Below are 25,440 nucleotides of genomic sequence, written 5' to 3'. Positions count from 1 at the left end.
TGCGGCTGGTATACTCGCCGCCATTTTTAGCCAAGCTGTGTGAGATTCAATGGAACGCTTTATCGAAAATGCAATGTATGCCTCACGCTGGCTGTTGGCGCCGATCTATTTCGGGCTGTCCCTGGGGCTGCTGGCGCTGGGCCTGAAGTTCTTCCAGGAAGTGTTTCATGTGATTCCCATCGTGTTCACCATGAGCGAGTCGGATGTGATCCTGGTGCTGCTGTCGTTGATCGACATGGCCCTGGTGGGCGGCCTGCTGGTGATGGTGATGATCAGCGGCTACGAGAACTTCGTCTCCCAGCTGGACATCGACGAAAGCAAGGAGAAGCTCAACTGGCTGGGGACCATGGACTCCTCGTCGCTGAAGATGAAGGTCGCGGCGTCCATCGTGGCGATTTCGTCGATCCATCTGCTGCGGGTCTTCATGGACGCCAAGAACGTCGATCCCGAGCACCTGAAATGGTACGTGATCATTCACATGACCTTCGTGGTGTCGGCGTTTGCCATGGGCTACCTGGACAAGGTTACCAAGCATTAATCAGCCCCTGGCGCTCTCCTGCGCGGGGCTCATCAAGGGCGTGGCTTGTGTGCTAGTCTGCTCGCCCTTTTAGTTTGGACGGCACCTGTGTCGTCCTACAGCGGAGCCTTTCCATGTCCGAAGTTAATCTGTCCACCGACGAAACCCGCGTGAGCTACGGCATTGGCCGTCAGTTGGGCGACCAGCTGCGCGACAACCCGCCACCGGGCGTGAGCCTGGACGCGATCCTGGCTGGCCTGACCGACGCTTTTGCCGGCAAGCCTAGCCGTGTGGACCAGGAGCAAATGGCCGCCAGCTTCAAGGTCATCCGCGAAATCATGCAAGCCGAAGCCGCTGCAAAGGCTGAAGCTGCTGCTGGCGAAGGCCTGGCTTTCCTGGCTGAAAACGCCAAGCGTGACGGCATCACCACCCTGGCTTCCGGCCTGCAATTTGAAGTGCTGACTGCAGGTAGCGGCGCCAAGCCGACCCGTGAAGACCAGGTGCGTACTCACTACCACGGCACCCTGATCGACGGCACTGTGTTCGACAGCTCCTACGAGCGCGGCCAGCCTGCGGAATTCCCGGTTGGCGGCGTGATCGCCGGCTGGACCGAAGCCCTGCAACTGATGAATGCCGGCAGCAAATGGCGCCTGTACGTGCCGAGCGAACTGGCTTACGGCGCTCAAGGCGTTGGCAGCATCCCGCCACACAGCGTTCTGGTGTTTGACGTCGAGCTGCTCGACGTTCTGTAAGACCTTACCTGCAGGAGCGAGCCTGCTCGCTCCTGCAGTGTTTTGCGCGGTTGCTCATGGATGAAACTTGCCATTGAGATCCGTCACCGGGCGCAACGCTCGGGCATAGCAGAACAGAAACAGATTTCTCACCACTTCCTTCAGCACCCCGGGCTCACTGGAACTCAGGCCATTGACGTCCAGGTCGCCCTGATCCTGCAGTTCGCTTAACGCCTCTTCTTCCAGCACCGCGCAGACTTCCCCGGTTTCCCGATGGAGGATTCGCAGGTAAGGGTGTGGACGGTCCAGCCAGGCATCGATCAAATAAGTCATGGGAAGTATCTCCTTGATGGGTTTCAATGAGAATAATTCTTATTCGTAGAATAGCAAGTCCCTATTGGCCATTTCCGGACTTTTCTGTGTGGATATTGTTTTTGATCAAAAGGCCTGGCCTTTTGCCGCCAGTGCGGAACTGACGCGGGGAGGGTGAAGCGCCATCCCGTGCAGGGCACGGGATGGAGGCAGCATATTCAGACCTTGCGGACGAACTCGGACTTGAGTTTCATCGGGCCGATACCGTCGATCTTGCAGTCGATATCGTGGTCGCCATCGCACAGGCGGATGTTCTTGACCTTGGTGCCGACCTTGACCACCAGGGACGTGCCCTTGACCTTGAGGTCCTTGATCACGGTGATGGTGTCGCCGTCCTGCAGGACGTTGCCCACAGAGTCTTTTTTCACGGATTCATCGCTGGTCGCCTCGGCTTCGCCGCCGACGGCCCACTCATGGGCGCATTCCGGGCAAATCAGCTGGGCGCCATCTTCGTAGGTGTATTCGGAATTGCATTTCGGGCAGGGTGGCAACGTGCTCACTAAAGCTCCTTTGGTTTCAGGATGGCTAAAAAGCGCACATTGTATAGGGTTTTAGCCGGGCAGGGGGCAGCAACGCCAGGGAACGCTGTGGGAGCTGGCTTGCCTGCGATGCAGGCACCTCGGTTTGTCTGTTACACCGCGGTGATGCAATCGCAGGCAAGCCAGCTCCTGCATGGAGCAGAGCAGAATCAGTGAGTACGGGCGACCGCGAACTCACTCAGCTCAACCAGGGCGTCCCGGTATTCGCTGGCTGGAAGGGCTTCCAGGCATTGGATCGCGCGAGCCACGTAGTCACGGGCCAGTTGCGCGGTGTATTCGAGGGAACCCGAGGCTTCCACGGCTTCGCGGATGCTTTCCAGGTCTTCGATCCCGCCTTTCTGGATCGCCTTGCGCACCAGGGCGGCCTGTTCCGGCGTGCCTTCGCGCATGGTGTAGATCAGTGGCAAGGTCGGCTTGCCCTCGGCCAGGTCGTCACCGACGTTCTTGCCCAGGGTTTCGGCGTCGCCGCGATAGTCCAGCAGGTCGTCCACGAGCTGGAAGGCCACGCCCAGGTGATCGCCGAAGGTGCGCAGGGCTTCGCTCTGCTCGGGCGTTGCTTCGCACAGGGCGGCGGCGCTATGGGTTGAGGCTTCGAAGAGCATCGCGGTTTTGCCGCGAATCACTTCCATGTAGGTTTCTTCGGTGGTGCTGGCGTCGCGAACCTTCGACAGCTGCAACACTTCGCCTTCGGCGATGATGCGCGTGGCCTGTGAAAGAATCTTCATCACCGGCATCGAGCCCAGCTCGACCATCATTTCGAACGAGCGCGAGTACAGGAAGTCGCCCACCAGCACGCTCGGCGCGTTGCCCCACATCGCGTTGGCCGTCTCGCGACCACGGCGCATGCCGGACATGTCGACCACGTCGTCGTGCAGCAGGGTGGCGGTGTGCAGGAACTCGATGGTCGCGGCCAGCAGGCGCAGGTCATCGCCTTCGCGGCCCAGGGCCTTGCCACACAGCAACACTAATAAAGGACGCAGGCGTTTACCGCCGGCCGACGTAATGTAGTCGCCAATTTTGGAGACCAGCGGCACTTTAGAAGTCAGCTGCTTCTTGATGATGCCGTCGACGGCGCTAAAATCGTCCGCCACCGCGCGGTAGAAAGCTTGGGGTTGCATCAGCGACAGTCGCTCCAGAAGGGTTGCGCGGCATGCTAGGACCCACGTCCCGTAGTGTCAAGGCGCGATAGACGGCTACTTGCAACACCTCCATAGCTTGCGTACAATCGCGCACCCTGAACTTCCTGGGCAGCACCTGCCTTACGCAATTGCATTCGGGACGTCCATCCCATGCAGCCATGCCAGCCAATACCTCTTCTTATAAAGCGCTGGGTGAGCAGGATTATCGGAGAAATACCATGTCGTACGCAGTAATTGTTACTGGTGGCAAGCAATACAAGGTCGCCCCAGGTGAATACCTGAAGATCGAGAAGCTGGAAATCGCTACTGGCGAATCCGTTACTTTTGATCGCGTTCTGTTGGTCGCCAATGGCGATGACGTGAACATCGGCGCTCCAGTTGTTGCAGGCGCTACCGTTGTGGCTGAAGTGATCTCCCAAGGTCGTCACGATAAAGTCCGCATCATCAAGTTCCGTCGTCGTAAGCACCACATGAAGCGTATGGGCCACCGCCAGTGGTACACCGAGATCAAAATCACCGGTATTCAGGCTTAATTTCAGCCTAATTCCTCACTAGGAGAATTGACTCATGGCACACAAAAAAGCTGGTGGTAGTACCCGTAACGGTCGCGACTCAGAAGCCAAACGCCTTGGCGTGAAGATGTATGGCGGCCAGGTTATCATTCCGGGCAACATCATCGTGCGTCAGCGCGGCACCCAATTCCACGCCGGTTACGGTGTTGGCATGGGTAAAGATCACACTCTGTTCGCTAAAATCGACGGCGTGATCAAGTTTGAAGTAAAAGGCGCTTTCAACCGCCGTTACGTGAGCATTGTCCCGAAGACTGAAGTCGTCGCGGCATAATTACGTAGTTGCTGGAAAAGCCCTGTCTCGCGACGGGGCTTTTTCGTTTGTGGGGTGAGTCTCTTGCAAAGCTGTTTGTGATGGGCGAAAGCAGTGGATTTGCGGTCGTTGCTTGAGGTCGCTGCGCTCATTTTTGCAAGAGTCTTATGTCTTGGTTTCTTAAGCTCGTCCGTGTGGCGAGAGGCGTTTTGTTATGAAGTTCGTTGATGAAGTTTCGATCCGAGTAAAAGCTGGCGACGGCGGTAACGGTTGCATGAGTTTCCGTCGGGAAAAATTCATCGAAAACGGTGGTCCTAACGGTGGTGATGGTGGTGATGGCGGCTCGGTCTACATGATCGCCGACGAAAACCTCAACACCCTGGTGGACTACCGTTACACCCGGCATTTTGATGCCGAGCGTGGCTCCAACGGCGGCAGCACCGACTGCACCGGTAAAAAAGGCGAAGAGCTGGTACTGCGGGTTCCGGTCGGCACCACCGTGATCGACTCCGCAACCCAGGAAGTCATTGGTGACCTGACCAAAGCCGGTCAGCGCCTGCTGGTGGCTCATGGCGGCTGGCACGGTCTGGGTAACACCCGTTTCAAGTCCAGTACCAACCGTGCGCCACGCCAGACCACGCCGGGCAAGCCAGGCGAGCAGCGTGACCTGAAGCTGGAAATGAAGGTACTGGCTGATGTGGGCCTGCTGGGCTTGCCGAACGCCGGCAAAAGTACGTTCATTCGCTCGGTGTCTGCTGCCAAGCCGAAAGTCGCCGATTACCCGTTCACTACCCTGGTGCCGAACCTGGGTGTGGTCAGCGTCGACCGCTGGAAAAGCTTCGTGGTTGCGGACATTCCGGGCCTGATCGAAGGCGCTTCCGACGGCGCAGGCCTGGGGATCCGTTTCCTCAAGCACTTGTCCCGCACCCGTTTGCTGCTGCACCTCGTCGACATGGCGCCGCTGGATGACACCAGTGCACCGGACGCTGCTGAAGTGATCGTCAGCGAGCTGACCAAGTTCAGCCCGTCCCTGGCTGAGCGTGATCGCTGGTTGGTGCTGAACAAGTGCGACCAGATCCTCGAGGAAGAGCACGAAGAGCGCGTCAAGGAGATCGTTGATCGCCTGGAATGGACCGGTCCGGTCTACGTGATCTCGGCCATTGCCAAAGAAGGCACTGAGCGCCTGACTCGCGACATCATGCGTTACCTCGAAGACCGTGCCGATCGCCTGGCCGCCGACCCTGTCTACAAGGCCGAGCTGGCTGAACTGGATCAGCGCATCGAAGACGAGGCTCGTGCCCAGTTGCAGGCGCTGGATGATCAGCGTGCCCTGCGTCGCAGTGGCGTCAAGTCGGTCCATGATATCGGTGACGATGATTGGGACGAGGAAGACGTGGATGATGAAGATGGTCCGGAAATCATTTACGTGCGCGACTGATTCGTTGCAGTAAACTTAAGCGCCGCTCAATCGAGCGGCGTTTTGGTATCTGGAAATCGGTAGTCACGAATAACGTTATGGGCGGCGCTGGGTCGCGCGGCCCTCTATCTAAGGTTGAAGATGATGCGGAGCAAGGTGACAGGTGCGCAGCGTTGGGTCGTTAAGATCGGTAGCGCGCTGCTGACGGCGGATGGCAAGGGGCTGGATCGTGCGGCCATGAGTGTCTGGGTGGACCAGATGGTGGCCTTGCATGAGGCCGGCGTCGAGTTGGTGTTGGTGTCGTCCGGGGCGGTTGCCGCCGGCATGAGCCGCCTTGGCTGGACCGCGCGACCCAGCGCGATGCACGAGCTGCAAGCCGCTGCTGCCATTGGTCAGATGGGCCTGGTGCAGGCCTGGGAGTCCAGCTTTGCCGAGCACGGGCGCCACACGGCGCAGATTCTGCTGACCCATGACGACTTGTCCGACCGCAAGCGCTACCTGAACGCCCGCAGCACCCTGCGTGCCCTGGTTGAACTCAAGGTGATCCCGGTGATCAACGAGAATGACACCGTGGTGACCGACGAGATTCGCTTCGGTGACAACGACACCCTGGCAGCGCTGGTGGCCAACCTGGTTGAGGCTGATTTGCTGGTGATCCTCACGGATCGCGACGGCATGTTCGACGCTGACCCGCGCAATAACCCTGAGGCCCAGCTGATTTACGAAGCGCGTGCCGATGATCCGGCGCTGGATGCGGTGGCTGGCAGTGTCGGCGGTGCCCTGGGGCGTGGCGGCATGCAGACCAAGCTGCGTGCGGCACGGCTGGCGGCGCGTTCCGGCGCGCATACCATCATCGTTGGCGGTCGGATTGAGCGGGTGCTGGATCGTCTCAAGGCGGGCGAGCGCATCGGTACGCTGCTGTCGCCTGAGCGTGGCATGCTGGCGGCGCGCAAGCAGTGGCTGGCGGGGCATCTTCAGACGCGCGGTACCCTGGTGTTGGATGCTGGTGCGGTTTCAGCGTTGTCCCAAGGCAACAAAAGCTTGCTGCCGGTGGGTGTAAAACTGGTCCAGGGCAGCTTCCGCCGTGGCGAAATGGTGGTGTGCGTGGCGCCGGACGGTCGTGAGATTGCCCGTGGCCTTGCCAACTACAGCGCCCTTGAGGCGCAGAAAATCATCGGGCAGTCGTCTGAGGCGATTGTCGGTCTGTTGGGTTACATGGCTGAGCCGGAGCTGGTTCACCGGGATAACCTGATTCTGGTTTAAGTAAAAAGGAAGTCTCGATGCGCGTAATGAAGGGATTGCTCGGTTTGCTGCTGGCGATGCCGTTGCTGGCGTCGGCCGAAGAGATTGGCCAGGTGTCGACGGTGTTCAAGTTTGTCGGCCCCAATGACCGGATCGTGGTCGAGGCCTTTGATGACCCGAAGGTGGATGGCGTGACCTGCTACCTGTCTCGCGCCAAGACGGGTGGGGTAAAGGGTGGGTTGGGTCTGGCGGAGGATCGCGCCGAGGCGTCGATTGCCTGTCGCCAGGTAGGTGCAATTCGCTTCAAGGGCGAGCTGAAGGATGGGGATGAGGTGTTCAAGGAGCGCACGTCCCTGGTCTTCAAGACCATGCAGGTGGTGCGTTTCCTCGACAAGAAGCGCAATACCCTGGTGTATCTGGTCTACAGCGACCGCTTGATCGAAGGCAGCCCGCAGAATGCGGTGACGGCGATTCCGATCCTGCCGTGGCCCACAGCGCAATAAATCTGAAGCAGAGCCGGCATGCCGGCTCTTTTTTTGGCTTTCCCAAATCGCAGACAATAAAAAACCGACCCTGGGGTCGGTTTTTTAACAAGCTTATCGCTTAGGCTGCAGCAGCAAGGTTCAGAGCCTTGATGTGGCCATTCAGACGACCTTTATGGCGAGCAGCTTTGTTCTTGTGGATGATGCCTTTATCGGCCATACGGTCGATAACTGGCACAGCCAGAACGTAAGCAGCTTGAGCTTTTTCAGCGTCTTTTGCGTCAATGGCTTTAACTACATTCTTGATGTAGGTACGAACCATGGAACGCAGGCTGGCGTTGTGGCTGCGACGCTTCTCAGCCTGTTTTGCACGTTTTTTGGCGGAAGGTGTGTTGGCCACCGTCGAGCTCCTCGAAAGACTTTTTAGGAAATAGCAAACAAAATAGGCCGCGAATCATGCCGATGAGTTGAAGTCTTGTCAAGGGCGTGTGATGCGAACTGCTGAGTGGTCGATCTTAAGAGGCGGGTGATTTATTTCCGGCGCTTGACCTGTAAACTCGCGAGCTTTGGCTCTGTGCTTGTTGCAGGCGCGGAGTATCGCATATGTGGGCCGTTTGTTCGCCTGCTCTTTATCTATAGGCAAAAACTCTTTCAATGAATCTGCTCAAATCGTTGGCCGCTGTCAGCTCTATCACTATGATTTCCCGGGTTCTGGGGTTTGTGCGTGACACGCTGCTGGCACGTATTTTTGGCGCCAGCATGGCCACGGATGCCTTCTTCATTGCCTTTAAACTGCCCAACCTGCTGCGGCGGATCTTCGCCGAGGGGGCTTTTTCCCAGGCATTCGTGCCGATTCTGGCGGAGTACAAGGCCCAGCAAGGCGAGGAGGCGACCCGCACCTTCATTGCCTATGTTTCGGGTTTGCTGACGTTGGTGCTGACGCTGGTGACGATCGCCGGGATGCTCGCCGCGCCCTGGGTGATCTGGGCCACGGCCCCCGGTTTTGCCAATACACCGGAAAAATTCGCCCTGACCACTGATCTGTTGCGGGTGACCTTTCCTTATATATTGCTGATTTCCCTGTCGTCCCTGGCCGGGGCGATCCTCAATACCTGGAACCGTTTCTCGGTGCCGGCCTTCGTGCCGACCCTGCTTAACGTCAGCATGATTATTTTTGCGCTGTTCCTGACACCGTATTTCGATCCGCCTGTGATGGCCCTCGGCTGGGCGGTCCTGGCTGGTGGCCTGGCACAACTGCTGTACCAGCTGCCGCACCTGAAGAAAATCGGCATGCTCGTGCTGCCGCGTTTGAATCTCAAGGACACCGGCGTCTGGCGGGTGATGCGCAACATGCTGCCGGCCATCCTCGGGGTTTCCGTCAGCCAGATTTCCCTGATCATCAACACCGCCTTCGCCTCGCTGCTGGTCTCGGGTTCGGTGTCGTGGATGTACTACGCCGACCGTCTGATGGAATTGCCGTCCGGCGTGCTCGGCGTGGCACTCGGCACCATCCTGCTGCCAACGCTGTCGCGTACCTATGCCAGCAAAGACCGCTACGAATATTCGCGGATTCTCGACTGGGGCCTGCGCCTGTGCTTCGTGCTGGTGCTGCCGTGTGCCGTGGCCCTGGGGTTGCTCGCCGAGCCACTGACGGTCGCGCTGTTCCAGTACGGCCAGTTCACTGCGTTTGACGCCTCGATGACCCAGCGTGCGCTGATCGCCTATTCCGTTGGGCTGCTGGGCATTATCGTGATCAAGGTGCTGGCTCCCGGCTTTTATGCTCAACAAAACATCCGTACCCCGGTAAAGATCGCGATCTTCACCCTGGTGGTTACCCAGCTGCTCAACCTGGCGTTCATCGGTCCGCTGAAGCATGCCGGGCTGGCGCTGGCGATCAGTGTGGGGGCCTGCATCAACGCCGGGCTGCTGTTTTATCAGCTGCGTAAACAGAAAATGTTCCAGCCTCAGGCGGGCTGGGGCTTGTTTGCGCTCAAGTTGGTGGTGGCGGTGGGGACGATGGCCGCGGTACTGCTGGGCCTGATGCACTTCATGCCGGCCTGGGAGCAGGGCCATATGCTCGAGCGCTTCATGCGCCTGGGAGCGTTGGTGGCGGCTGGTGTGCTGGTGTACTTCGGCATGTTGCTGCTGATGGGCTTCCGTTTACGGGATTTCAATCGCAAGTCGCTGAGCTAGAGACTTTTCGTCGATAAGGCGGTTGTTTTATCGATTCGCGCAAATGGCCTGCGCTGTTGCCTGTCGTCCGGGGCCGGGTGTGGTTATAATCGACCACTTTATGAGCAAGAAGCGCGTTATGCAGCTGGTTCGAGGTCTCCACAACCTGCGCCCCCAGCATCGGGGCTGCGTCGCCACTATTGGCAACTTTGACGGTGTTCACCGTGGCCACCAGGCTATCCTGGCCCGCCTGCGTGAGCGTGCGGTTGAGTTGGGCGTGCCCAGCTGCGTGGTGATTTTTGAACCACAGCCGCGAGAATTCTTTACCCCGCAGACGGCGCCGGCGCGTCTGGCCCGCCTGCGGGACAAGCTGCAACTGCTGGCTGAAGAAGGTGTGGACCGCGTCCTCTGCCTGGCTTTCAACCAGCGCTTGCGCAGCCTCAGCGCCGCCGAGTTCGTCGACCGTATCCTGGTGGACGGCCTCGGCGTGCAGCATCTGGAGGTCGGCGACGACTTCCGTTTCGGTTGCGACCGGGTAGGGGATTTCGATTTCCTGCAGCAGGCCGGCGTCACCCAGGGTTTTACCGTCGAAGCCGCGCAAACCGTCGAACTGGACGGCCTGCGCGTGAGCAGTACCCAGGTGCGTAACGCCCTGGCCGCTGCCGACTTCGCCTTGGCCGAGCGTTTGCTCGGTCGCCCGTTCCGGATTGCCGGGCGGGTGCTGCACGGCCAGAAGCTGGCGCGCCAACTGGGCACGCCAACCGCCAACGTGCAGCTCAAGCGCCGTCGTGTGCCACTGACCGGGGTTTACCTGGTGAGTGTCGACATCGACGGCCAATCGTGGCCCGGAGTCGCCAACATAGGCGTCAGGCCCACGGTTGCAGGTGATGGCAAAGCCCACCTGGAAGTTCACCTTTTGGATTTTGCCGGTGATTTGTATGACCGGCGTTTGACGGTGGCTTTCCACCAAAAGCTGCGTGAAGAGCAGCGTTTCGCCTCCCTGGAGGCGTTGAAAACGGCGATCAATGCGGATGTCGCCGCCGCCCGTGCACTAGCCGCACCTAGCGCCCATCGCTAATGAAGAGCCTTAAATGACCGACTATAAAGCCACGCTAAACCTTCCGGACACCGCCTTCCCAATGAAGGCCGGCCTGCCACAGCGCGAACCGCAGATCCTGCAGCGCTGGGACAGTATTGGCCTGTACGGAAAGTTGCGCGAGATTGGCAAGGATCGTCCGAAATTCGTCCTGCACGACGGCCCTCCTTATGCCAACGGCACGATTCACATCGGTCATGCGCTGAACAAGATTCTCAAGGACATGATCATCCGCTCGAAAACCCTTTCGGGTTTCGACGCGCCTTATGTCCCGGGCTGGGACTGCCACGGCCTGCCGATTGAACACAAGGTCGAAGTGACCTACGGCAAGAACCTGGGCGCGGATAAAACCCGCGAGCTGTGCCGTGCCTACGCCACCGAGCAGATCGAAGGGCAGAAGTCCGAATTCATCCGCCTGGGTGTGTTGGGCGACTGGGCCAACCCGTACAAGACCATGAACTTCAAGAACGAGGCCGGTGAAATCCGTGCCTTGGCCGAAATCGTCAAGGGCGGTTTCGTGTTCAAGGGCCTCAAGCCCGTGAACTGGTGCTTCGATTGCGGCTCGGCCCTGGCTGAAGCCGAAGTCGAGTACGAAGACAAAAAGTCCTCGACCGTCGATGTGGCCTTCCCGATCGCCGACGAAGCCAAACTGGCGCAAGCCTTCGGTCTGGCGAGCCTGGCCAAGCCAGCCTCCATCGTGATCTGGACCACCACCCCGTGGACCATCCCGGCCAACCAGGCGCTGAACGTGCACCCGGAATTCACCTACGCCCTGGTGGACGTCGGTGACAAACTGCTGGTGCTGGCTGAAGAGCTGGTGGAGGCGTGCCTGGCCCGCTACAACCTGCAAGGCTCGGTGATCGCGACCACTACCGGGTCCGCGCTGGAACTGATCAACTTCCGTCACCCGTTCTACGACCGCCTGTCGCCAATCTACCTGGCCGAGTACGTTGAACTGGGCGCCGGCACCGGCGTGGTTCACTGCTCGCCTGCCTATGGCGTTGACGACTTCGTGATCTGCAAGCAATACGGCCTGGTCAACGACGACATCATCAATCCCGTGCAAAGCAACGGCGTGTACGTGCCGTCCCTGGAATTCTTCGGTGGCCAGTTCATCTTCAAGGCCAACCCGGCGATCGTCGACAAGCTGGCGGAAGTCGGTGCGCTGCTGCACACCGAAACCATCACCCACAGCTACATGCACTGCTGGCGTCACAAGACCCCGCTGATCTACCGCGCCACTGCGCAGTGGTTTATCGGCATGGACAAAGAGCCGACCAGCGGCGAAACCCTGCGCAAGCGTGCGATCAAGGCGATCGAAGACACCAAGTTCGTTCCGGCCTGGGGCCAGGCGCGCCTGCACTCGATGATCGCCAACCGTCCGGACTGGTGCATCTCCCGCCAGCGCAACTGGGGCGTGCCGATCCCGTTCTTCCTGAACAAGGAAAGCGGCGAGTTGCACCCACGTACCGTCGAGCTGATGGAAGAGGTTGCCCAGCGCGTTGAACAAGAGGGCATCGAAGCCTGGTTCAAGCTGGACGCCGCCGAGTTGCTGGGCGACGAAGCGCCGCTGTACGACAAGATCAGCGACACCCTCGACGTCTGGTTCGACTCGGGTACCACCCACTGGCACGTACTGCGCGGCTCGCACCCGATGGGCCACGAGACCGGCCCGCGTGCCGACCTGTACCTGGAAGGTTCGGACCAACACCGTGGCTGGTTCCACTCCTCGTTGCTGACCGGTTGCGCGATCGACGATCACGCCCCGTACCGCGAGCTGCTGACCCACGGTTTCACCGTCGACGAGAACGGTCGCAAGATGTCCAAGTCCCTGGGCAACGTGATCGCGCCGCAAAAGGTCAACGACACCCTGGGCGCCGACATCATGCGCCTGTGGGTTGCCTCTACCGATTATTCGGGCGAGATGGCCGTTTCCGAGCAGATCCTGCAGCGCAGCGCCGATGCCTACCGCCGGATCCGTAATACCGCACGCTTCATGCTATCGAACCTGACCGGTTTCAACCCGGCCACCGACATCCTGCCGGCCGAGGAAATGCTCGCCCTGGACCGTTGGGCCGTGGACCGTACCCTGTTGCTGCAGCGCGAGCTGCAAGAGCACTACGGCGAATACCGCTTCTGGAACGTCTACTCGAAGATCCACAACTTCTGCGTGCAGGAGTTGGGTGGTTTCTACCTCGACATCATCAAGGACCGCCAGTACACCACCGGCGCCAACAGCAAGGCCCGCCGTTCGGCGCAGACCGCGCTGTACCATATCTCTGAAGCGCTGGTGCGCTGGATCGCCCCGATCCTGGCATTCACCGCCGACGAACTGTGGGAATACCTGCCGGGCGAGCGTAACGAGTCCGTGATGCTCAACACCTGGTACGAAGGCCTGACCGAATTGCCGGCCGACTTCGAGCTGGGCCGCGAGTACTGGGAAGGCGTAATGGCCGTCAAGGTTGCCGTGAACAAGGAACTGGAAGTGCAGCGCGCGGCGAAGGCCGTTGGCGGCAACCTGCAGGCCGAGGTCACGCTGTTTGCCGAGGAAGGCCTGACCGCTGACCTGGCCAAGCTGAGCAACGAACTGCGCTTCGTCCTGATCACCTCGACCGCCAGCCTGGCGCCGTTTGCCCAGGCGCCTGCAGATGCCGTTGCGACCGAAGTCCCGGGTCTCAAGCTCAAGGTGGTCAAGTCCTCCTTCGCCAAGTGCGCCCGTTGCTGGCACTGCCGTGAAGATGTCGGCGTGAACCCTGAGCATCCGGAAATCTGCGGTCGCTGTGTCGACAACATCTCTGGCGCTGGCGAGGTTCGTCACTATGCCTGAAGCCAGTCGTTTTGGACGCCTGGGCTTGCTCGTGTTGAGCGTGCTGGTGCTGGTCATTGACCAGCTCAGCAAGGCTCACTTCGAAGGCGCCCTGGAGATGTACCAGCAGATCGTGGTGATTCCCGACTACTTCAGCTGGACCCTGGCCTACAACACCGGCGCTGCGTTCAGCTTCCTGGCTGACAGCTCCGGCTGGCAGCGCTGGCTGTTTGCCCTGATCGCCGTGGTGGTCAGTGCCGTGCTGGTAGTCTGGCTCAAGCGCCTGGGGCGTAACGACACCTGGCTGGCCGTTGCGTTGGCGCTGGTGCTGGGTGGCGCATTGGGCAACCTGTACGACCGCATTGCCCTGGGCCATGTGATCGACTTTATTCTGGTGCATTGGCAGAACCGCTGGTACTTCCCGGCGTTCAACTTTGCCGACAGCGCCATCACCGTCGGTGCAATCATGCTGGCGTTGGATATGTTCAAAAGCAAGAAAACCGGAGAGACCGTTCATGACTGAACAGGTATTGGCTGAGCAACGCATTGGCCAGAACACGGAAGTCACCTTGCATTTCGCATTGCGCCTGGAGAATGGCGACACGGTCGACAGCACGTTCGACAAGGCCCCGGCGACCTTCAAGGTCGGCGACGGCAACCTGCTGCCGGGTTTCGAAGCGGCACTGTTCGGTTTCAAGGCCGGCGACAAGCGCAACCTGCAGATCCTGCCGGAAAACGCCTTTGGCCAGCCCAACCCGCAAAACGTGCAGATCATCCCGCGTTCGCAGTTCCAGGACATGGAGCTGTCGGAAGGCTTGCTGGTGATCTTCAACGATGCGGCGAATACCGAGCTGCCGGGTGTGGTGAAAGCCTTTGATGACGCGCAAGTGACCATCGACTTCAACCACCCGTTGGCCGGGAAAACCTTGACCTTTGATGTTGAAATCATCGACGTTAAAGCGCTGTAACTAACGAAATCGGCCTACTGCAGGGGCGAGCTTGTTGGGGCTGCTTCGCGGCCCAGCGGGAGCAAGCGCCCTCGCCACACAAGCTCGATCCTACAGGGCAAGACACGAGGCACAGCATGCAAATCAAACTCGCCAACCCCCGTGGCTTCTGCGCCGGCGTGGACCGGGCGATTGAAATCGTCAACCGCGCCCTGGAAGTTTTCGGGCCGCCGATTTACGTGCGCCATGAAGTCGTCCACAACAAGTTTGTGGTCGAAGACCTGCGCAGCCGCGGGGCCATCTTCGTTGAAGAACTGGACCAGGTGCCGGACGACGTTATCGTCATCTTCAGCGCTCACGGCGTTTCCCAGGCGGTACGCACCGAAGCAGCAGGCCGTGGCCTGAAAGTGTTCGACGCGACCTGCCCGCTGGTGACCAAGGTGCACATCGAGGTCGCGCGCTACAGCCGTGATGGTCGTGAATGCATCCTGATCGGCCACGCCGGTCACCCGGAAGTCGAAGGCACCATGGGCCAGTACGATGGCAGCAATGGTGGGGCGATCTACCTGGTGGAAGACGAAAAAGACGTCGCTGCATTGCAGGTGCACAACCCTGAAAAGCTGGCTTTCGTTACCCAGACCACCTTGTCCATGGACGACACCAGCCGCGTCATCGATGCCTTGCGCTCGCGCTTCCCGGCCATCGGCGGTCCACGCAAGGATGACATCTGCTACGCCACCCAGAACCGCCAGGATGCGGTCAAGCAATTGGCCGACGAATGCGATGTTGTGCTGGTGGTGGGGAGCCCCAACAGCTCCAACTCCAACCGCCTGCGCGAACTGGCCGAGCGCATGGCCACCCCGGCCTACCTGATCGATGGTGCCGAAGACATGCAGCGCAGCTGGTTCGACGGTGTCGAACGCATTGGCATCACTGCCGGAGCCTCGGCCCCGGAAGTCCTGGTGCGTGGCGTTATTCAGCAACTGCAGGCCTGGGGCGCCACGGGCGCTGATGAACTGGCTGGCCGTGAAGAGAACATCACTTTCTCCATGCCCAAGGAGCTGCGGGTTCGTTCGCTGCTCTGAGGCCCAGAGTGCCGGCATAGCCCCGGCACAAAGCCTGCTCGGTCTTGTTACTGCGCAGGCTGATACGCCCGCTGGCGGCCAGCACTATTTGATACAGGCTCAGTTGCTGGTCCGTCGCACACACGTGGACGGTGCCGGCGCTGAATGCCCCTGCTGACAGCAGCGGTTCACCCAGGCTGCTGAAGCGTATCTGGGTTCTCACCGGCGTATTCCCCACAATCGGTATCTGCCCACTGTCCTGGCGCTCCAGCAGCACCGGGTTTTTGTCGTCCAGATGGCCGCGACCGTTCAGGTCCAGTATCACCCTCCAACCCCGGCTCCAGTCATCGTCCAATGCATGGATAACCACCGTGCGATTGCGTGCGATGGCTTCTGTGCGGGCATAACGCAGTCCGCCGGCAAGGGATTCGGCGGCGCTCTGGCGTCGTTGCGACTCGAGCAGCCCCTTGAGGCTCGGCACTGCCAGATTGGCCAGGATGCCGCTCAGGAACAGGCCGAGTATCAGCTCAATCAGCGAGAAACCTCGTTGTTTCATGGGCCGTCCCTCCGTGGACGCGGTGTGCTTTTTCAGTCGGTGCCGGATGGCAGACATAGTTATAGCGCCCAGTCCGGCGGGTCGAATGGTGGCCATTCTGTCCAAAGTATTTCGCTTTGTTCCGGGGGGCAGCGCCCAGGCAATACCGGCGCTAGTCTTGCGTCGCACAGCAGGTTTGCGCTGCTTTCTGATGACCTTCGACATGGATGGCGATGGTAATGAACGCTTTTCCCGTAACGCCCCACCCGCAACCGACCCAGGCCGGAATGACGCTGATCGAGGTCCTGGTATCTGTGCTGATCCTCGCTGTCGGCCTGCTAGGGGCGGCAGTCATTCAGCTCAATGCATTGAAATATACCGACAGTTCCAGGATGACCAGTCAGGCCAGTTTCATTGCCTACGACATGCTCGACCGGATCCGCGCCAATTCGGGTGCTGATTACTCCTGGGGCCAGGGTGAACGCGCGCCCTCCAGCACCTCGGTCGCGAGTGTGCGTGATCTGGACCTGCACGACTTTGAAGCGAATATCGCCGGGTTCGCCGGGGAAAGCGCCAAGGGGTCGGTTGCGGTCAATCAGCGAGAAGTGACCATCAGCATCAGTTGGGACGACTCCCGTGGAGCGAAGGCTCAAGGCACCCGGGAAACATTCACCCTGACCAGCCGGATTGCAGTCGACCCGAGGGTGTTGCCATGAGAGGTCCAGTGTGCGGTTTCAGCTTGGTAGAGATGCTGCTGGCATTGGCCCTCGGCCTGATGTTGATCCTGGGGGTGACCCAGATTGCACTCAGCTCCCGAACCACTTATGCCAGCCAGAGTGCGGCTTCGCTGTTGCAGGATGATGCACGGTTCGCCCTTGGCAAGCTGATTCAGGAAATACGCCAGGCGGGCATGTTTGGCTGCTTGTCCGCTGCATCAATCAGCAACGCTCCCGCAGGTTTTGATCGTCCCATTGGATGGGGTACCACCGGCAGTTCCCGGTCCCTGACGCTGGTGACCGCCGACGTCGGGGAGGGTGGCAGCAAGCCGGACTGGACGGTGCTTTCCGATTGCACCGGTTCTGCCCACGCCTATGTTGGAAGCGCGCCGGCAGCGACGCCCGGGCAAATCCATTTCCCTCTGCGCAAGCTGACCTACACCTTTGAGGGCGGGCAGTTGAAGTTCAGCACGCTGGCGGCCCCGAGCAAAGCGGTGCTGGTGGATAACGTGGGGGCATTCGATATCAGTTTCGGCGTGGCCGACAAGCCTGGCTCAACGGTTGTCAGCCGATATGACCCCAACCCCGGCGATGAGTCGCTCATCCGCAGCGTGCGGATTCTGCTGACACTTCAGGATCCAAATGGGTTGGTGAAAGACCAGGCCTACAGCGTGGTCGCGGCACTACGTAATCGCCTGGAGTAGCGTGCCCATGGGTTATTACCTCTCCCGTTCGAGGCAGGCAGGCATGGTTTTGCTGATCAGCCTGGTATTCCTGCTGCTGTTGGCACTCCTCGGATTGTCTTCGATGCAGGGAGCAATCTCGCAAGAAAAAATTACCGGCAGCCTTCGGCAGCGCAACCAGTCGTTTCAGCAGGCCGAAAGCGGCCTCAGGCTTGGCGAGTCTTTGGTGCAGGCGTCAGGTTTCGCCCTGCGCCCTTGCCACTCGATGGCTGCGTGCGCGCCACCTGCCGAATCGGTTTCGGTAGTGGGGCCGGGGACGAATCCCGTATCGACTGTGACCTGGATAGGGATGAAAGATGGCGTCTACGGTATTCAAAACCTGGGGCCGGGAACGGGTTTGGCTCAACTCCCGGCAGAGGCCCAGGCCACCGTCTATCGCGTGACATCAGTGGGCGTCAGTGGGCACTCACGCTCCGTCCTGGAGTCTGTGTATGCCCGTGTGGGCAGCGGGCCCGGCGAGCGTTTTCGACGAATCATGTGGCGACAACTTCAATAGGTGAGCAGCACGATGGGCAAGGATTGCACAGGCTTCACCCTGATCGAATTACTGATCGCCGTGGCGATCGTCGGACTCCTGGCGGGCGTCGCCTATCCCGGGTATCTCAGCCATATGAAAAAGGTCTATCGCGCGGAAATTGCCGGGTTGCTGAGTGAGCAGGCACAGTACCTTGAGCGTTATTACGCGAGGAACGGCACTTTTATTGATGCGACTGGCGTCATCGCCGGCAATGATCGCTATAGAATCACCCCTGCATTGAACCCTCAGGATTTCGTTCTGCTTGCCACGCCGGCAATTGACTCGGTGATGGCGGGCGATCCCTGTGCCGCCTTCAGCCTGAGCAGTACCGGTGCGCGAAGCAATCCGGGAGCCGCGCCTGATATGACGCGCAAGGCGTGCTGGGGGCAATGATGAGGAAGCTGGACGATTGGGCGCCGGGCGTGCCTTTTTCTTTTTATCGGCTGGATCGAACAATGGCTAAGCAACAGCAAGTAGTGGTTGTGGGTGGTGGGGTAATCGGGTTGTTGACGGCGTTCAACCTGGCGACCCAAGGGCAAGCGGTTGTGTTGCTGGATCGTTCGGCGGTCGGTCAGGAGTCTTCCTGGGCCGGCGGCGGCATTGTCTCCCCGCTCTACCCGTGGCGCTACAGCCCGGCCGTGACGGCCCTGGCGCACTGGTCCCAGGATTTTTACCCGCAACTGGCAGAGCGTCTGTTCGCGGCTACTGGCATTGACCCGGAAGTTCACACCACCGGCCTGTATTGGCTGGACCTGGATGATGAAACCGAGGCGCTTGCCTGGGCAGCCCGCGAAGGGCGCCCGCTGAGCAAGGTGGATGTTTCAGCTGCCCATGACGCTGTGCCGGTGCTGGGTGCCGGGTTTTCCCAGGCGATCTATATGGCGGATGTGGCCAATGTGCGTAATCCGCGGTTGGTCAAATCCCTCAAGGCGGCCTTGTTGGCCCTGCCGGGCGTGACGATTCACGAGCAGTGTGCGGTTGATGGGTTTATTCAGCAGGGCGGCAAGGTTGTTGGGGTGAATACGGCGCTCGGGCCGATCCATGGCGATCAGGTAGTGCTGGCCGCCGGCGCCTGGAGCGGTGAGTTGCTGGGCCGCCTGGGGCTTGAGTTGCCCGTGGAGCCGGTCAAGGGGCAGATGATCTTGTACAAGTGTGCGTCGGACTTCTTGTCGTGCATGGTCCTGGCCAAGGGGCGTTATGCGATTCCCCGGCGGGATGGGCACATTCTGATTGGTAGCACGCTGGAGCACGAGGGGTTCGACAAGACGCCCACCGACTCTGCACTGGAAAGCCTGAAAGCCTCTGCCGTCGAGTTGATTCCGGCCCTGGCCGATGCCGAAGTGGTGGGGCATTGGGCCGGTTTGCGGCCCGGCTCGCCGGAGGGCATTCCGTATATTGGCAAGGTGCCAGGTTTCGACGGGCTGTGGCTCAACTGCGGGCATTACCGCAACGGCCTGGTGCTGGCGCCGGCGTCCTGCCAACTGTTTGCCGATTTGTTGCTGGGACATGAGCCGATCATTGATCCGGCCCCGTATGCGCCGGCAGGCCGAATCAACGCTGGATAGGTTTCGGCCCTTGCTCCAGATGCGCCTGGGTGCAATACCATTCCTGGCGCAGGCTCAAGGCTCGATCCTGTGGCAGGTGAAGGCCACAGTGGGCGCAACGAACCATCTGGATCGGGCCCTGTTCGCTGGGCCGCTGCTGTTTGGCGGCCGGGCTTTTGAATTTGCGCCAAAACCATACCGCGGCAGCAATAACGGCGATCCAGAACAGTAGACGAACCATGGTGGGCAGCTTCTCGACAAGGAATCCCGCAGTTTAGCCAAGGACGTGATGGGCGCACAGCGCAATTATGCAGCGCAATAAAAAAGGGAGCTCCGAAGAGCTCCCTTTTTGCATCGCGGCGAACAATCAGTCAAAGATGCCGAAAGTCATGTAGCTGAACCACGAGCGATCTTCGTTATTGCCCAGGGCTTGAGGCCCTTGCTCTTCGATGATGTCGCCGTTTTCGTCACGCGGCTTGAGGTCCGATGGAATCGAATCCTTGGCGTCCTGGTATTGCTTGATGATGTCCTGGTTGGCGCGGGTTTCGCCCGGCGGCAGCGGTGGACGGGACTCGATCAGGCCCAGGGTGTACTTGCTCAACCACGAGCGGTTGTCCGCTTCGGCAACCTGCGGTACGAACTGGCCGTCCTTCAGGCTTGGGTGGTCCGGGTAGTTGAGCTTCAGGGTTTCCAGGCTGGTGGCCGCCAGGGCGTCCAGGTGCAGGCGCTGGTAAGCCTCGGTCATCACGGCCAGGCCGTCACCCACCGATGGGGTTTCCTGGAAGTTTTCCACTACGTAACGGCCACGGTTGGCGGCAGCAACATACGCCTGGCGGGTCAGGTAGTAGTCGGCTACGTGGATCTCGTAGGAAGCCAGCAGGTTGCGCAGATAGATCATGCGCTGCTTGGCGTCCGGCGCGTAGCGGCTGTTCGGGTAGCGGCTGGTCAACTGGGCGAACTCGTTGTAGGAGTCGCGGGCAGCGCCCGGGTCACGCTTGGTCATGTCCAGCGGCAGGAAGCGCGCCAGCAGGCCAACGTCCTGGTCAAACGAGGTCAGGCCCTTGAGGTAGTAGGCGTAGTCCACGTTCGGGTGCTGAGGGTGCAGGCGGATAAAACGCTCGGCGGCGGACTTGGCAGCTTCCGGCTCGGCGTTCTTGTAGTTGGCGTAGATCAGCTCGAGCTGGGCCTGGTCGGCGTAGCGCCCGAACGGATACCGCGACTCCAGTGCCTTCAGTTTTGCCGTGGCGCTGGTGTAGCTGTGGTTGTTCAGGTCGGTCTGAGCTTGTTGGTACAGCTCGACCTCGCTCAGGTTTTCGTCGACGACTTCCTTTGTTGACGAGCAAGCAGCAGTCATGGCGAGGATGGCGATCAGCAGCAGGTGTTTCACTTGCATGGCGGCTTGCGTCCCTATGACGGCCGCTGTCTTGGGCGGGGCCGTCCTGTTATGATGAGCGCCCCTTGGAAAGCCTCGGGGCAAAAGACGCCGTATTTAACCACAAGCGCGCAGCCGAAACCAAAGGCTGTGCCACGCCTAGTCTGAGCATGTCCGATAAAATTGAACTTCGCGCAGAGGTGCCGTCCGAATTGGGCGGCCAACGCCTCGATCAAGTCGCCGCACAATTATTCGCTGAGCACTCGCGCTCGCGCCTTTCCGCCTGGATCAAAGACGGCCGCCTGACTGTGGATGGAGCGGTTATCCGCCCGCGAGACATAGTCCATGGTGGTGCGATTCTTGAGCTGACTGCCGAGCAGGAAGCCCAGGGAGAATGGATCGCCCAGGACATTGAACTGGACATCGTCTACGAAGACGACGACATCCTGGTGATCAACAAACCTGCCGGCCTGGTGGTTCACCCGGCCGCCGGGCACGCTGATGGCACGCTGCTCAATGCCTTGTTGCACCACGTGCCGGACATCATCAATGTCCCGCGCTGCGGCATCGTGCACCGCCTGGACAAGGACACCACCGGCCTCATGGTGGTAGCCAAGACCATTCAGGCGCAGACGCAGCTGGTCACACAACTGCAGAGCCGCAGCGTCAGCCGGATCTACGAATGCATCGTGATCGGCGTGGTAACCGCCGGTGGCAAAATCAATGCCCCGATCGGCCGCCACGGCCAGCAGCGCCAGCGCATGGCGGTGATGGAAGGCGGCAAGCAAGCCGTCAGCCACTACCGCGTGCTTGAGCGTTTCCGCTCCCACACTCACGTGCGGGTAAAGCTGGAAACCGGTCGTACCCACCAGATTCGGGTGCACATGGCGCACATCAACTTCCCGTTGGTCGGAGATCCGGCCTACGGTGGGCGCTTCCGCATTCCGCCGGCGGCCAGTGCAACCATGGTTGATTCGCTGAAAACCTTCCCGCGCCAGGCGCTGCATGCACGCTTCCTGGAGCTGGATCATCCGACGAGCGGTAAGCGGATGAGCTGGGAATCGCCACTCCCAGACGATTTTGTCTGGTTGTTGTCGCTGCTCAAGCAGGATCGCGAGGCGTTTATCGGATGAGTGACTGGCTGATTCCTGACTGGCCCGCGCCGGCCGGGGTGAAAGCCTGCGTTACCACCCGTGCGGGCGGCGTCAGCGTGGCGCCGTTCGACAGCCTAAATCTCGGCGATCATGTCGAGGACAGCCTCGAAGCCGTGCTCGAAAATCGCCGTCGTCTCTGCGCTGCCTTCAATATCCAGCCCGCCTGGTTGCGCCAGGTTCACGGTGTGGTTGTCGTCGAGGCGGACCCCGGTCGGACTGCCGAAGCCGATGGCAGTTGGACCAGCACTCCGGGCATCGCCTGCACTTCGATGACGGCTGATTGCCTGCCTGCCTTGTTTTGCAATCGCGCCGGTACCCGCGTCGCGGCAGCCCATGCCGGCTGGCGTGGCCTGGCCGCTGGCGTATTGGAAGCGACCGTTGAAAGCCTGGATACCGAGCCTGCCGACGTACTGGTGTGGCTGGGGCCGGCCATCGGTCCGCAAGCCTTTGAAGTCGGCCCGGAAGTGCGTGAAGCCTTTATGCAGCAACTTCCGGAAACGATTGAGGGGTTCGTGCCCAGTCAGAACCCGGGCAAGTTCATGGCCGACATTTATCAGCTGGCCCGCCTGCGGCTTGCCGCCCGCGGCGTCACTGCCGTGTACGGTGGCGGCTTGTGCACCGTGACGGATCCCCGCTTCTACTCCTACCGTCGCAGCCCGCGCACCGGTCGGTTTGCCTCCCTTGTCTGGCTTGAACACTAGACTCCTTTGACTTGGGTCAATCCTGACGCAAGTCAGCGGTCGCCCGCTTGAATCTTCCAGAATCCACCCCATCTATAAGGGTATCTGGCAGGTTTCTTCATTCAGGATGTGTTTGTTCATAGCTCCGGCCTGCTCAAAAGGAAGGTGACTAATGCGTATTGATCGTTTAACCAGCAAATTGCAGTTGGCTTTATCCGATGCCCAATCTCTGGCGGTTGGCCTGGATCATCCGGCCATCGAGCCTGCGCACTTGATGCAAGCGCTCCTGGAGCAGCAAGGCGGTTCCATCAAACCCTTGCTGATGCAGGTGGGCTTCGACGTCAACAGCCTGCGCAAGGAGTTGAGCAAAGAGCTCGACCAACTGCCGAAAATCCAAAACCCGACTGGCGACGTGAACATGTCCCAGGATCTGGCGCGTCTGCTTAACCAGGCGGATCGACTGGCGCAGCAAAAGGGTGACCAGTTCATCTCCAGTGAAGTGGTGCTGCTCGCCGCGATGGACGACAACAGCAAACTTGGCAAATTGTTGCTGGGCCAGGGCGTGAGCAAAAAAGCCCTGGAAAACGCCATCAACAACCTGCGCGGCGGCGAGGCGGTAAATGACCCTAACCACGAGGAGTCCCGCCAGGCCCTGGACAAATACACCGTCGACCTGACCAAGCGCGCCGAAGAAGGCAAGCTTGACCCGGTGATCGGTCGTGACGACGAAATTCGTCGCACCATCCAGGTCCTGCAGCGTCGCACCAAGAACAACCCGGTGCTGATCGGTGAACCTGGCGTGGGTAAAACCGCGATTGCCGAAGGCCTGGCCCAGCGCATCATCAATGGTGAAGTGCCGGACGGCCTTAAAGGCAAGCGCCTGCTGTCCCTGGACATGGGGTCGCTGATTGCCGGCGCCAAGTTCCGTGGCGAGTTCGAAGAGCGCCTCAAATCCCTGCTGAACGAACTGTCGAAGCAGGAAGGGCAGATCATTCTGTTTATCGACGAACTGCACACGATGGTCGGCGCCGGTAAAGGCGAAGGCTCGATGGACGCGGGCAACATGCTCAAGCCGGCACTGGCGCGGGGCGAGTTGCATTGCGTGGGTGCGACCACTTTGAACGAATACCGTCAGTACATCGAGAAGGACGCGGCCCTTGAGCGTCGCTTCCAGAAAGTATTGGTGGAAGAACCGAGCGAAGAAGACACCATCGCGATCCTGCGTGGCTTGAAAGAGCGGTATGAGGTCCACCATAAAGTCGCGATCACCGACGGTGCGATCATCGCGGCGGCGAAACTGAGCCATCGCTACATCACTGATCGGCAGTTGCCGGACAAGGCCATCGACTTGATCGACGAAGCGGCCAGCCGCATTCGGATGGAAATCGATTCGAAGCCCGAAGTGCTGGACCGTCTGGATCGGCGCCTGATTCAGCTGAAAGTTGAATCCCAGGCCCTGAAGAAAGAAGAAGACGAGCCGGCGAAGAAACGCCTGGAAAAACTCCAGGAAGAAATTGTTCGCCTCGAGCGTGAGTATTCGGACCTCGAAGAAATCTGGACCTCGGAAAAAGCCGAAGTGCAGGGTTCTGCGCAGATCCAGCAAAAGATCGAGCAGTCCCGTCAGGAACTGGAAGCAGCCCGCCGTAAAGGCGACCTGAACCGTATGGCCGAGTTGCAGTACGGGGTGATCCCGGACCTGGAGCGTAGCCTGCAGATGGTCGACCAGCACGGCAAGCCCGAGAACCAGCTGCTGCGCAGTAAGGTGACCGAGGAAGAAATCGCCGAAGTCGTCTCGAAGTGGACCGGTATCCCGGTGTCGAAAATGCTCGAAGGCGAGCGCGACAAGCTGCTGAAGATGGAAAGCCTGTTGCACCAGCGCGTCATCGGCCAGGAAGAGGCGGTGGTCGCGGTGTCCAACGCGGTGCGGCGTTCGCGGGCCGGGTTGTCCGATCCGAACCGTCCGAGCGGCTCGTTCATGTTCCTCGGCCCGACCGGCGTGGGCAAGACCGAGCTGTGCAAGGCCCTGGCCGAATTCCTCTTTGATACCGAAGAGGCGATGGTGCGGATCGATATGTCCGAGTTCATGGAGAAACATTCCGTGGCTCGCCTGATCGGGGCGCCACCAGGCTATGTAGGGTACGAGGAAGGCGGTTACCTGACCGAAGCGGTACGGCGCAAGCCTTACTCGGTGATCCTCCTGGACGAGGTCGAGAAGGCCCACCCGGATGTGTTCAACGTGTTGCTGCAAGTGCTGGAAGATGGCCGCCTGACGGACAGTCACGGGCGTACCGTGGACTTCCGCAATACGGTGATCGTGATGACCTCCAACCTGGGCTCGGTACAGATTCAGGAGCTGGTGGGTGACCGTGAAGCCCAGCGTGCAGCGGTAATGGACGCGCTGACCAGCCACTTCCGGCCGGAGTTCATCAACCGGGTCGATGAAGTGGTGATCTTCGAGCCTCTGGCGCGGGATCAGATCGCGGGCATTACCGAGATCCAGTTGGGCCGCCTGCGCAGCCGTCTGGCGGAGCGCGAGTTGTCCCTGGTGCTGAGCCGCGAGGCGTTGGACAAGCTGATCGCGGTTGGTTACGACCCGGTTTATGGCGCACGGCCGTTGAAACGTGCGATCCAGCGCTGGATCGAGAACCCGTTGGCGCAGCTGATCCTGTCGGGCAGCTTTATGCCGGGCACCAGCGTCGAGGCGACGGTGGAGAACGACGAAATCGTCTTCCACTAAGCCCAAGCGGTACTGCTATAAGAAGAGGCCCCGCATTGCGGGGCCTTTTTTTTCGATAGGGCGTTGAACTGTAAGGCAAAGGCTTGTAAAGTGCGC

General features: G+C 60.1%; 28 protein-coding genes. 21 read left to right on the top strand and 7 right to left on the bottom strand.

The features are described 5' to 3' along the window. Nucleotides 1-49 precede the first annotated feature (49 nt). Together C0058_RS28085 and C0058_RS28080 are read left to right on the top strand one after the other, a co-directional pair. Entirely contained in the window at nt 50-538 is a 489-nt protein-coding gene (locus C0058_RS28085) for a TIGR00645 family protein (protein WP_003215853.1), read from the top strand. Between the two features lie 113 nt (nt 539-651). Further along, nucleotides 652-1,269: an FKBP-type peptidyl-prolyl cis-trans isomerase gene (locus C0058_RS28080; protein WP_003215854.1), complete on the top strand. Its 618-nt coding sequence runs from the start codon at nt 652-654 to the stop codon at nt 1,267-1,269. Nucleotides 1,270-1,323: 54 nt separating this feature from the next. Here C0058_RS28080 and C0058_RS28075 read toward each other — a convergent pair whose 3' ends face one another. From C0058_RS28075 to C0058_RS28065, 3 genes are all read right to left on the bottom strand, one after another. Next, nucleotides 1,324-1,581, bottom strand: a complete 258-nt coding sequence (locus C0058_RS28075; protein ID WP_003215856.1) for a hypothetical protein — start codon at nt 1,579-1,581, stop codon at nt 1,324-1,326. Nucleotides 1,582-1,778: 197 nt separating this feature from the next. Then, entirely contained in the window at nt 1,779-2,120 is a 342-nt protein-coding gene (locus tag C0058_RS28070) for a zinc ribbon domain-containing protein YjdM (RefSeq protein ID WP_102369929.1), read from the bottom strand. A 188-nt stretch (nt 2,121-2,308) separates the two neighbouring features. Next, nucleotides 2,309-3,277: a polyprenyl synthetase family protein gene (locus C0058_RS28065; RefSeq protein WP_003215860.1), complete on the bottom strand. Its 969-nt coding sequence runs from the start codon at nt 3,275-3,277 to the stop codon at nt 2,309-2,311. Nucleotides 3,278-3,516: 239 nt separating this feature from the next. Here C0058_RS28065 and rplU point away from each other — a divergent pair, with 239 nt between their 5' ends. The 5 genes from rplU (at nt 3,517) to C0058_RS28040 (ending at nt 7,282) form a co-directional block, all read left to right on the top strand. Next, nucleotides 3,517-3,831: a 50S ribosomal protein L21 gene (rplU, locus tag C0058_RS28060; RefSeq protein WP_003176051.1), complete on the top strand. Its 315-nt coding sequence runs from the start codon at nt 3,517-3,519 to the stop codon at nt 3,829-3,831. Nucleotides 3,832-3,865: 34 nt separating this feature from the next. Then, the gene (gene rpmA / locus C0058_RS28055) at nt 3,866-4,141 is read left to right on the top strand and encodes a 50S ribosomal protein L27 (RefSeq protein WP_003215862.1); all 276 of its coding nucleotides are present in this window, start codon (nt 3,866-3,868) and stop codon (nt 4,139-4,141) included. A 193-nt stretch (nt 4,142-4,334) separates the two neighbouring features. After that, nucleotides 4,335-5,558, top strand: a complete 1,224-nt coding sequence (cgtA, locus tag C0058_RS28050) for an Obg family GTPase CgtA (RefSeq protein ID WP_003215864.1) — start codon at nt 4,335-4,337, stop codon at nt 5,556-5,558. 123 nt (nt 5,559-5,681) lie between these two features. Then, nucleotides 5,682-6,800, top strand: a complete 1,119-nt coding sequence (gene proB / locus C0058_RS28045) for a glutamate 5-kinase (RefSeq protein WP_003215866.1) — start codon at nt 5,682-5,684, stop codon at nt 6,798-6,800. A gap of 17 nt (nt 6,801-6,817) precedes the next feature. Then, entirely contained in the window at nt 6,818-7,282 is a 465-nt protein-coding gene (locus C0058_RS28040) for a CreA family protein (protein WP_008432835.1), read from the top strand. A gap of 100 nt (nt 7,283-7,382) precedes the next feature. Here C0058_RS28040 and rpsT read toward each other — a convergent pair whose 3' ends face one another. Next, nucleotides 7,383-7,661 carry a 30S ribosomal protein S20 gene (gene rpsT, locus C0058_RS28035; protein WP_003215870.1) on the bottom strand — a complete coding sequence of 93 codons (279 nt, stop codon included), beginning with the start codon at nt 7,659-7,661 and terminating at the stop codon, nt 7,383-7,385. Nucleotides 7,662-7,915: 254 nt separating this feature from the next. On the opposite strand from rpsT, the gene murJ reads away from it, so the two are divergent. The 6 genes from murJ (at nt 7,916) to ispH (ending at nt 15,367) form a co-directional block, all read left to right on the top strand. After that, on the top strand, nt 7,916-9,454 hold the full coding sequence (murJ, locus tag C0058_RS28030; protein ID WP_102369928.1) for a murein biosynthesis integral membrane protein MurJ: 1,539 nt from the start codon (nt 7,916-7,918) through the stop codon (nt 9,452-9,454). Between the two features lie 118 nt (nt 9,455-9,572). Further along, complete coding sequence (gene ribF, locus C0058_RS28025) at nt 9,573-10,511, top strand: bifunctional riboflavin kinase/FAD synthetase (RefSeq protein ID WP_003215874.1); 939 nt, start codon at nt 9,573-9,575, stop codon at nt 10,509-10,511. Between the two features lie 13 nt (nt 10,512-10,524). Next, entirely contained in the window at nt 10,525-13,356 is a 2,832-nt protein-coding gene (gene ileS, locus C0058_RS28020) for an isoleucine--tRNA ligase (RefSeq protein ID WP_102369927.1), read from the top strand. Next, entirely contained in the window at nt 13,349-13,858 is a 510-nt protein-coding gene (gene lspA, locus C0058_RS28015; RefSeq protein ID WP_003215877.1) for a signal peptidase II, read from the top strand. Before ileS ends, lspA begins: the two co-directional genes overlap by 8 nt. A gap of 7 nt (nt 13,859-13,865) precedes the next feature. Beyond that, complete coding sequence (gene fkpB, locus C0058_RS28010; RefSeq protein ID WP_003215879.1) at nt 13,866-14,303, top strand: FKBP-type peptidyl-prolyl cis-trans isomerase; 438 nt, start codon at nt 13,866-13,868, stop codon at nt 14,301-14,303. Between the two features lie 116 nt (nt 14,304-14,419). After that, on the top strand, nt 14,420-15,367 hold the full coding sequence (ispH, locus tag C0058_RS28005) for a 4-hydroxy-3-methylbut-2-enyl diphosphate reductase (RefSeq protein WP_003215881.1): 948 nt from the start codon (nt 14,420-14,422) through the stop codon (nt 15,365-15,367). Here ispH and C0058_RS28000 read toward each other — a convergent pair. After that, on the bottom strand, nt 15,321-15,902 hold the full coding sequence (locus C0058_RS28000; protein ID WP_008432843.1) for a GspH/FimT family pseudopilin: 582 nt from the start codon (nt 15,900-15,902) through the stop codon (nt 15,321-15,323). The genes ispH and C0058_RS28000 overlap by 47 nt on opposite strands. Nucleotides 15,903-16,120: 218 nt before the next feature. Between C0058_RS28000 and pilV the strand changes: the two genes are divergently transcribed. From pilV to thiO, 5 genes are all read left to right on the top strand, one after another. Continuing rightward, nucleotides 16,121-16,597, top strand: a complete 477-nt coding sequence (gene pilV, locus C0058_RS27995; RefSeq protein WP_102369926.1) for a type IV pilus modification protein PilV — start codon at nt 16,121-16,123, stop codon at nt 16,595-16,597. Next, nucleotides 16,594-17,301, top strand: coding sequence for a PilW family protein (locus C0058_RS27990; protein WP_102369925.1), 708 nt, complete (start codon nt 16,594-16,596; stop codon nt 17,299-17,301). The genes pilV and C0058_RS27990 overlap by 4 nt, the downstream gene beginning before the upstream one ends. Nucleotides 17,302-17,308: 7 nt before the next feature. Then, nucleotides 17,309-17,836, top strand: a complete 528-nt coding sequence (locus C0058_RS27985; RefSeq protein ID WP_102369924.1) for a PilX N-terminal domain-containing pilus assembly protein — start codon at nt 17,309-17,311, stop codon at nt 17,834-17,836. A gap of 12 nt (nt 17,837-17,848) precedes the next feature. Then, complete coding sequence (locus tag C0058_RS27980; protein ID WP_003215892.1) at nt 17,849-18,250, top strand: type IV pilin protein; 402 nt, start codon at nt 17,849-17,851, stop codon at nt 18,248-18,250. A gap of 62 nt (nt 18,251-18,312) precedes the next feature. Further along, nucleotides 18,313-19,422 carry a glycine oxidase ThiO gene (gene thiO, locus C0058_RS27975; protein ID WP_003215894.1) on the top strand — a complete coding sequence of 370 codons (1,110 nt, stop codon included), beginning with the start codon at nt 18,313-18,315 and terminating at the stop codon, nt 19,420-19,422. Here thiO and C0058_RS27970 read toward each other — a convergent pair. Both C0058_RS27970 and C0058_RS27965 read right to left on the bottom strand, forming a co-directional pair. Further along, complete coding sequence (locus C0058_RS27970; protein WP_003215896.1) at nt 19,409-19,642, bottom strand: PP0621 family protein; 234 nt, start codon at nt 19,640-19,642, stop codon at nt 19,409-19,411. The genes thiO and C0058_RS27970 overlap by 14 nt on opposite strands. 126 nt (nt 19,643-19,768) lie before the next feature. Next, on the bottom strand, nt 19,769-20,794 hold the full coding sequence (locus tag C0058_RS27965; RefSeq protein WP_102369923.1) for an outer membrane protein assembly factor BamD: 1,026 nt from the start codon (nt 20,792-20,794) through the stop codon (nt 19,769-19,771). A gap of 149 nt (nt 20,795-20,943) precedes the next feature. Between C0058_RS27965 and rluD the strand changes: the two genes are divergently transcribed. From rluD to clpB, 3 genes are all read left to right on the top strand, one after another. Beyond that, nucleotides 20,944-21,906: a 23S rRNA pseudouridine(1911/1915/1917) synthase RluD gene (gene rluD / locus C0058_RS27960; RefSeq protein WP_003215899.1), complete on the top strand. Its 963-nt coding sequence runs from the start codon at nt 20,944-20,946 to the stop codon at nt 21,904-21,906. Then, nucleotides 21,903-22,628 carry a peptidoglycan editing factor PgeF gene (gene pgeF / locus C0058_RS27955; RefSeq protein ID WP_102369922.1) on the top strand — a complete coding sequence of 242 codons (726 nt, stop codon included), beginning with the start codon at nt 21,903-21,905 and terminating at the stop codon, nt 22,626-22,628. Before rluD ends, pgeF begins: the two co-directional genes overlap by 4 nt. Nucleotides 22,629-22,779: 151 nt before the next feature. Further along, nucleotides 22,780-25,344, top strand: coding sequence for an ATP-dependent chaperone ClpB (clpB, locus tag C0058_RS27950; protein ID WP_003215904.1), 2,565 nt, complete (start codon nt 22,780-22,782; stop codon nt 25,342-25,344). Nucleotides 25,345-25,440: the final 96 nt, after the last annotated feature.

The sequence above is a fragment of the Pseudomonas sp. NC02 genome, from assembly GCF_002874965.1.
Taxonomy (GTDB): Bacteria; Pseudomonadota; Gammaproteobacteria; order Pseudomonadales; family Pseudomonadaceae; genus Aquipseudomonas.
This window is presented reverse-complemented; position numbering and strand designations above follow the sequence as displayed.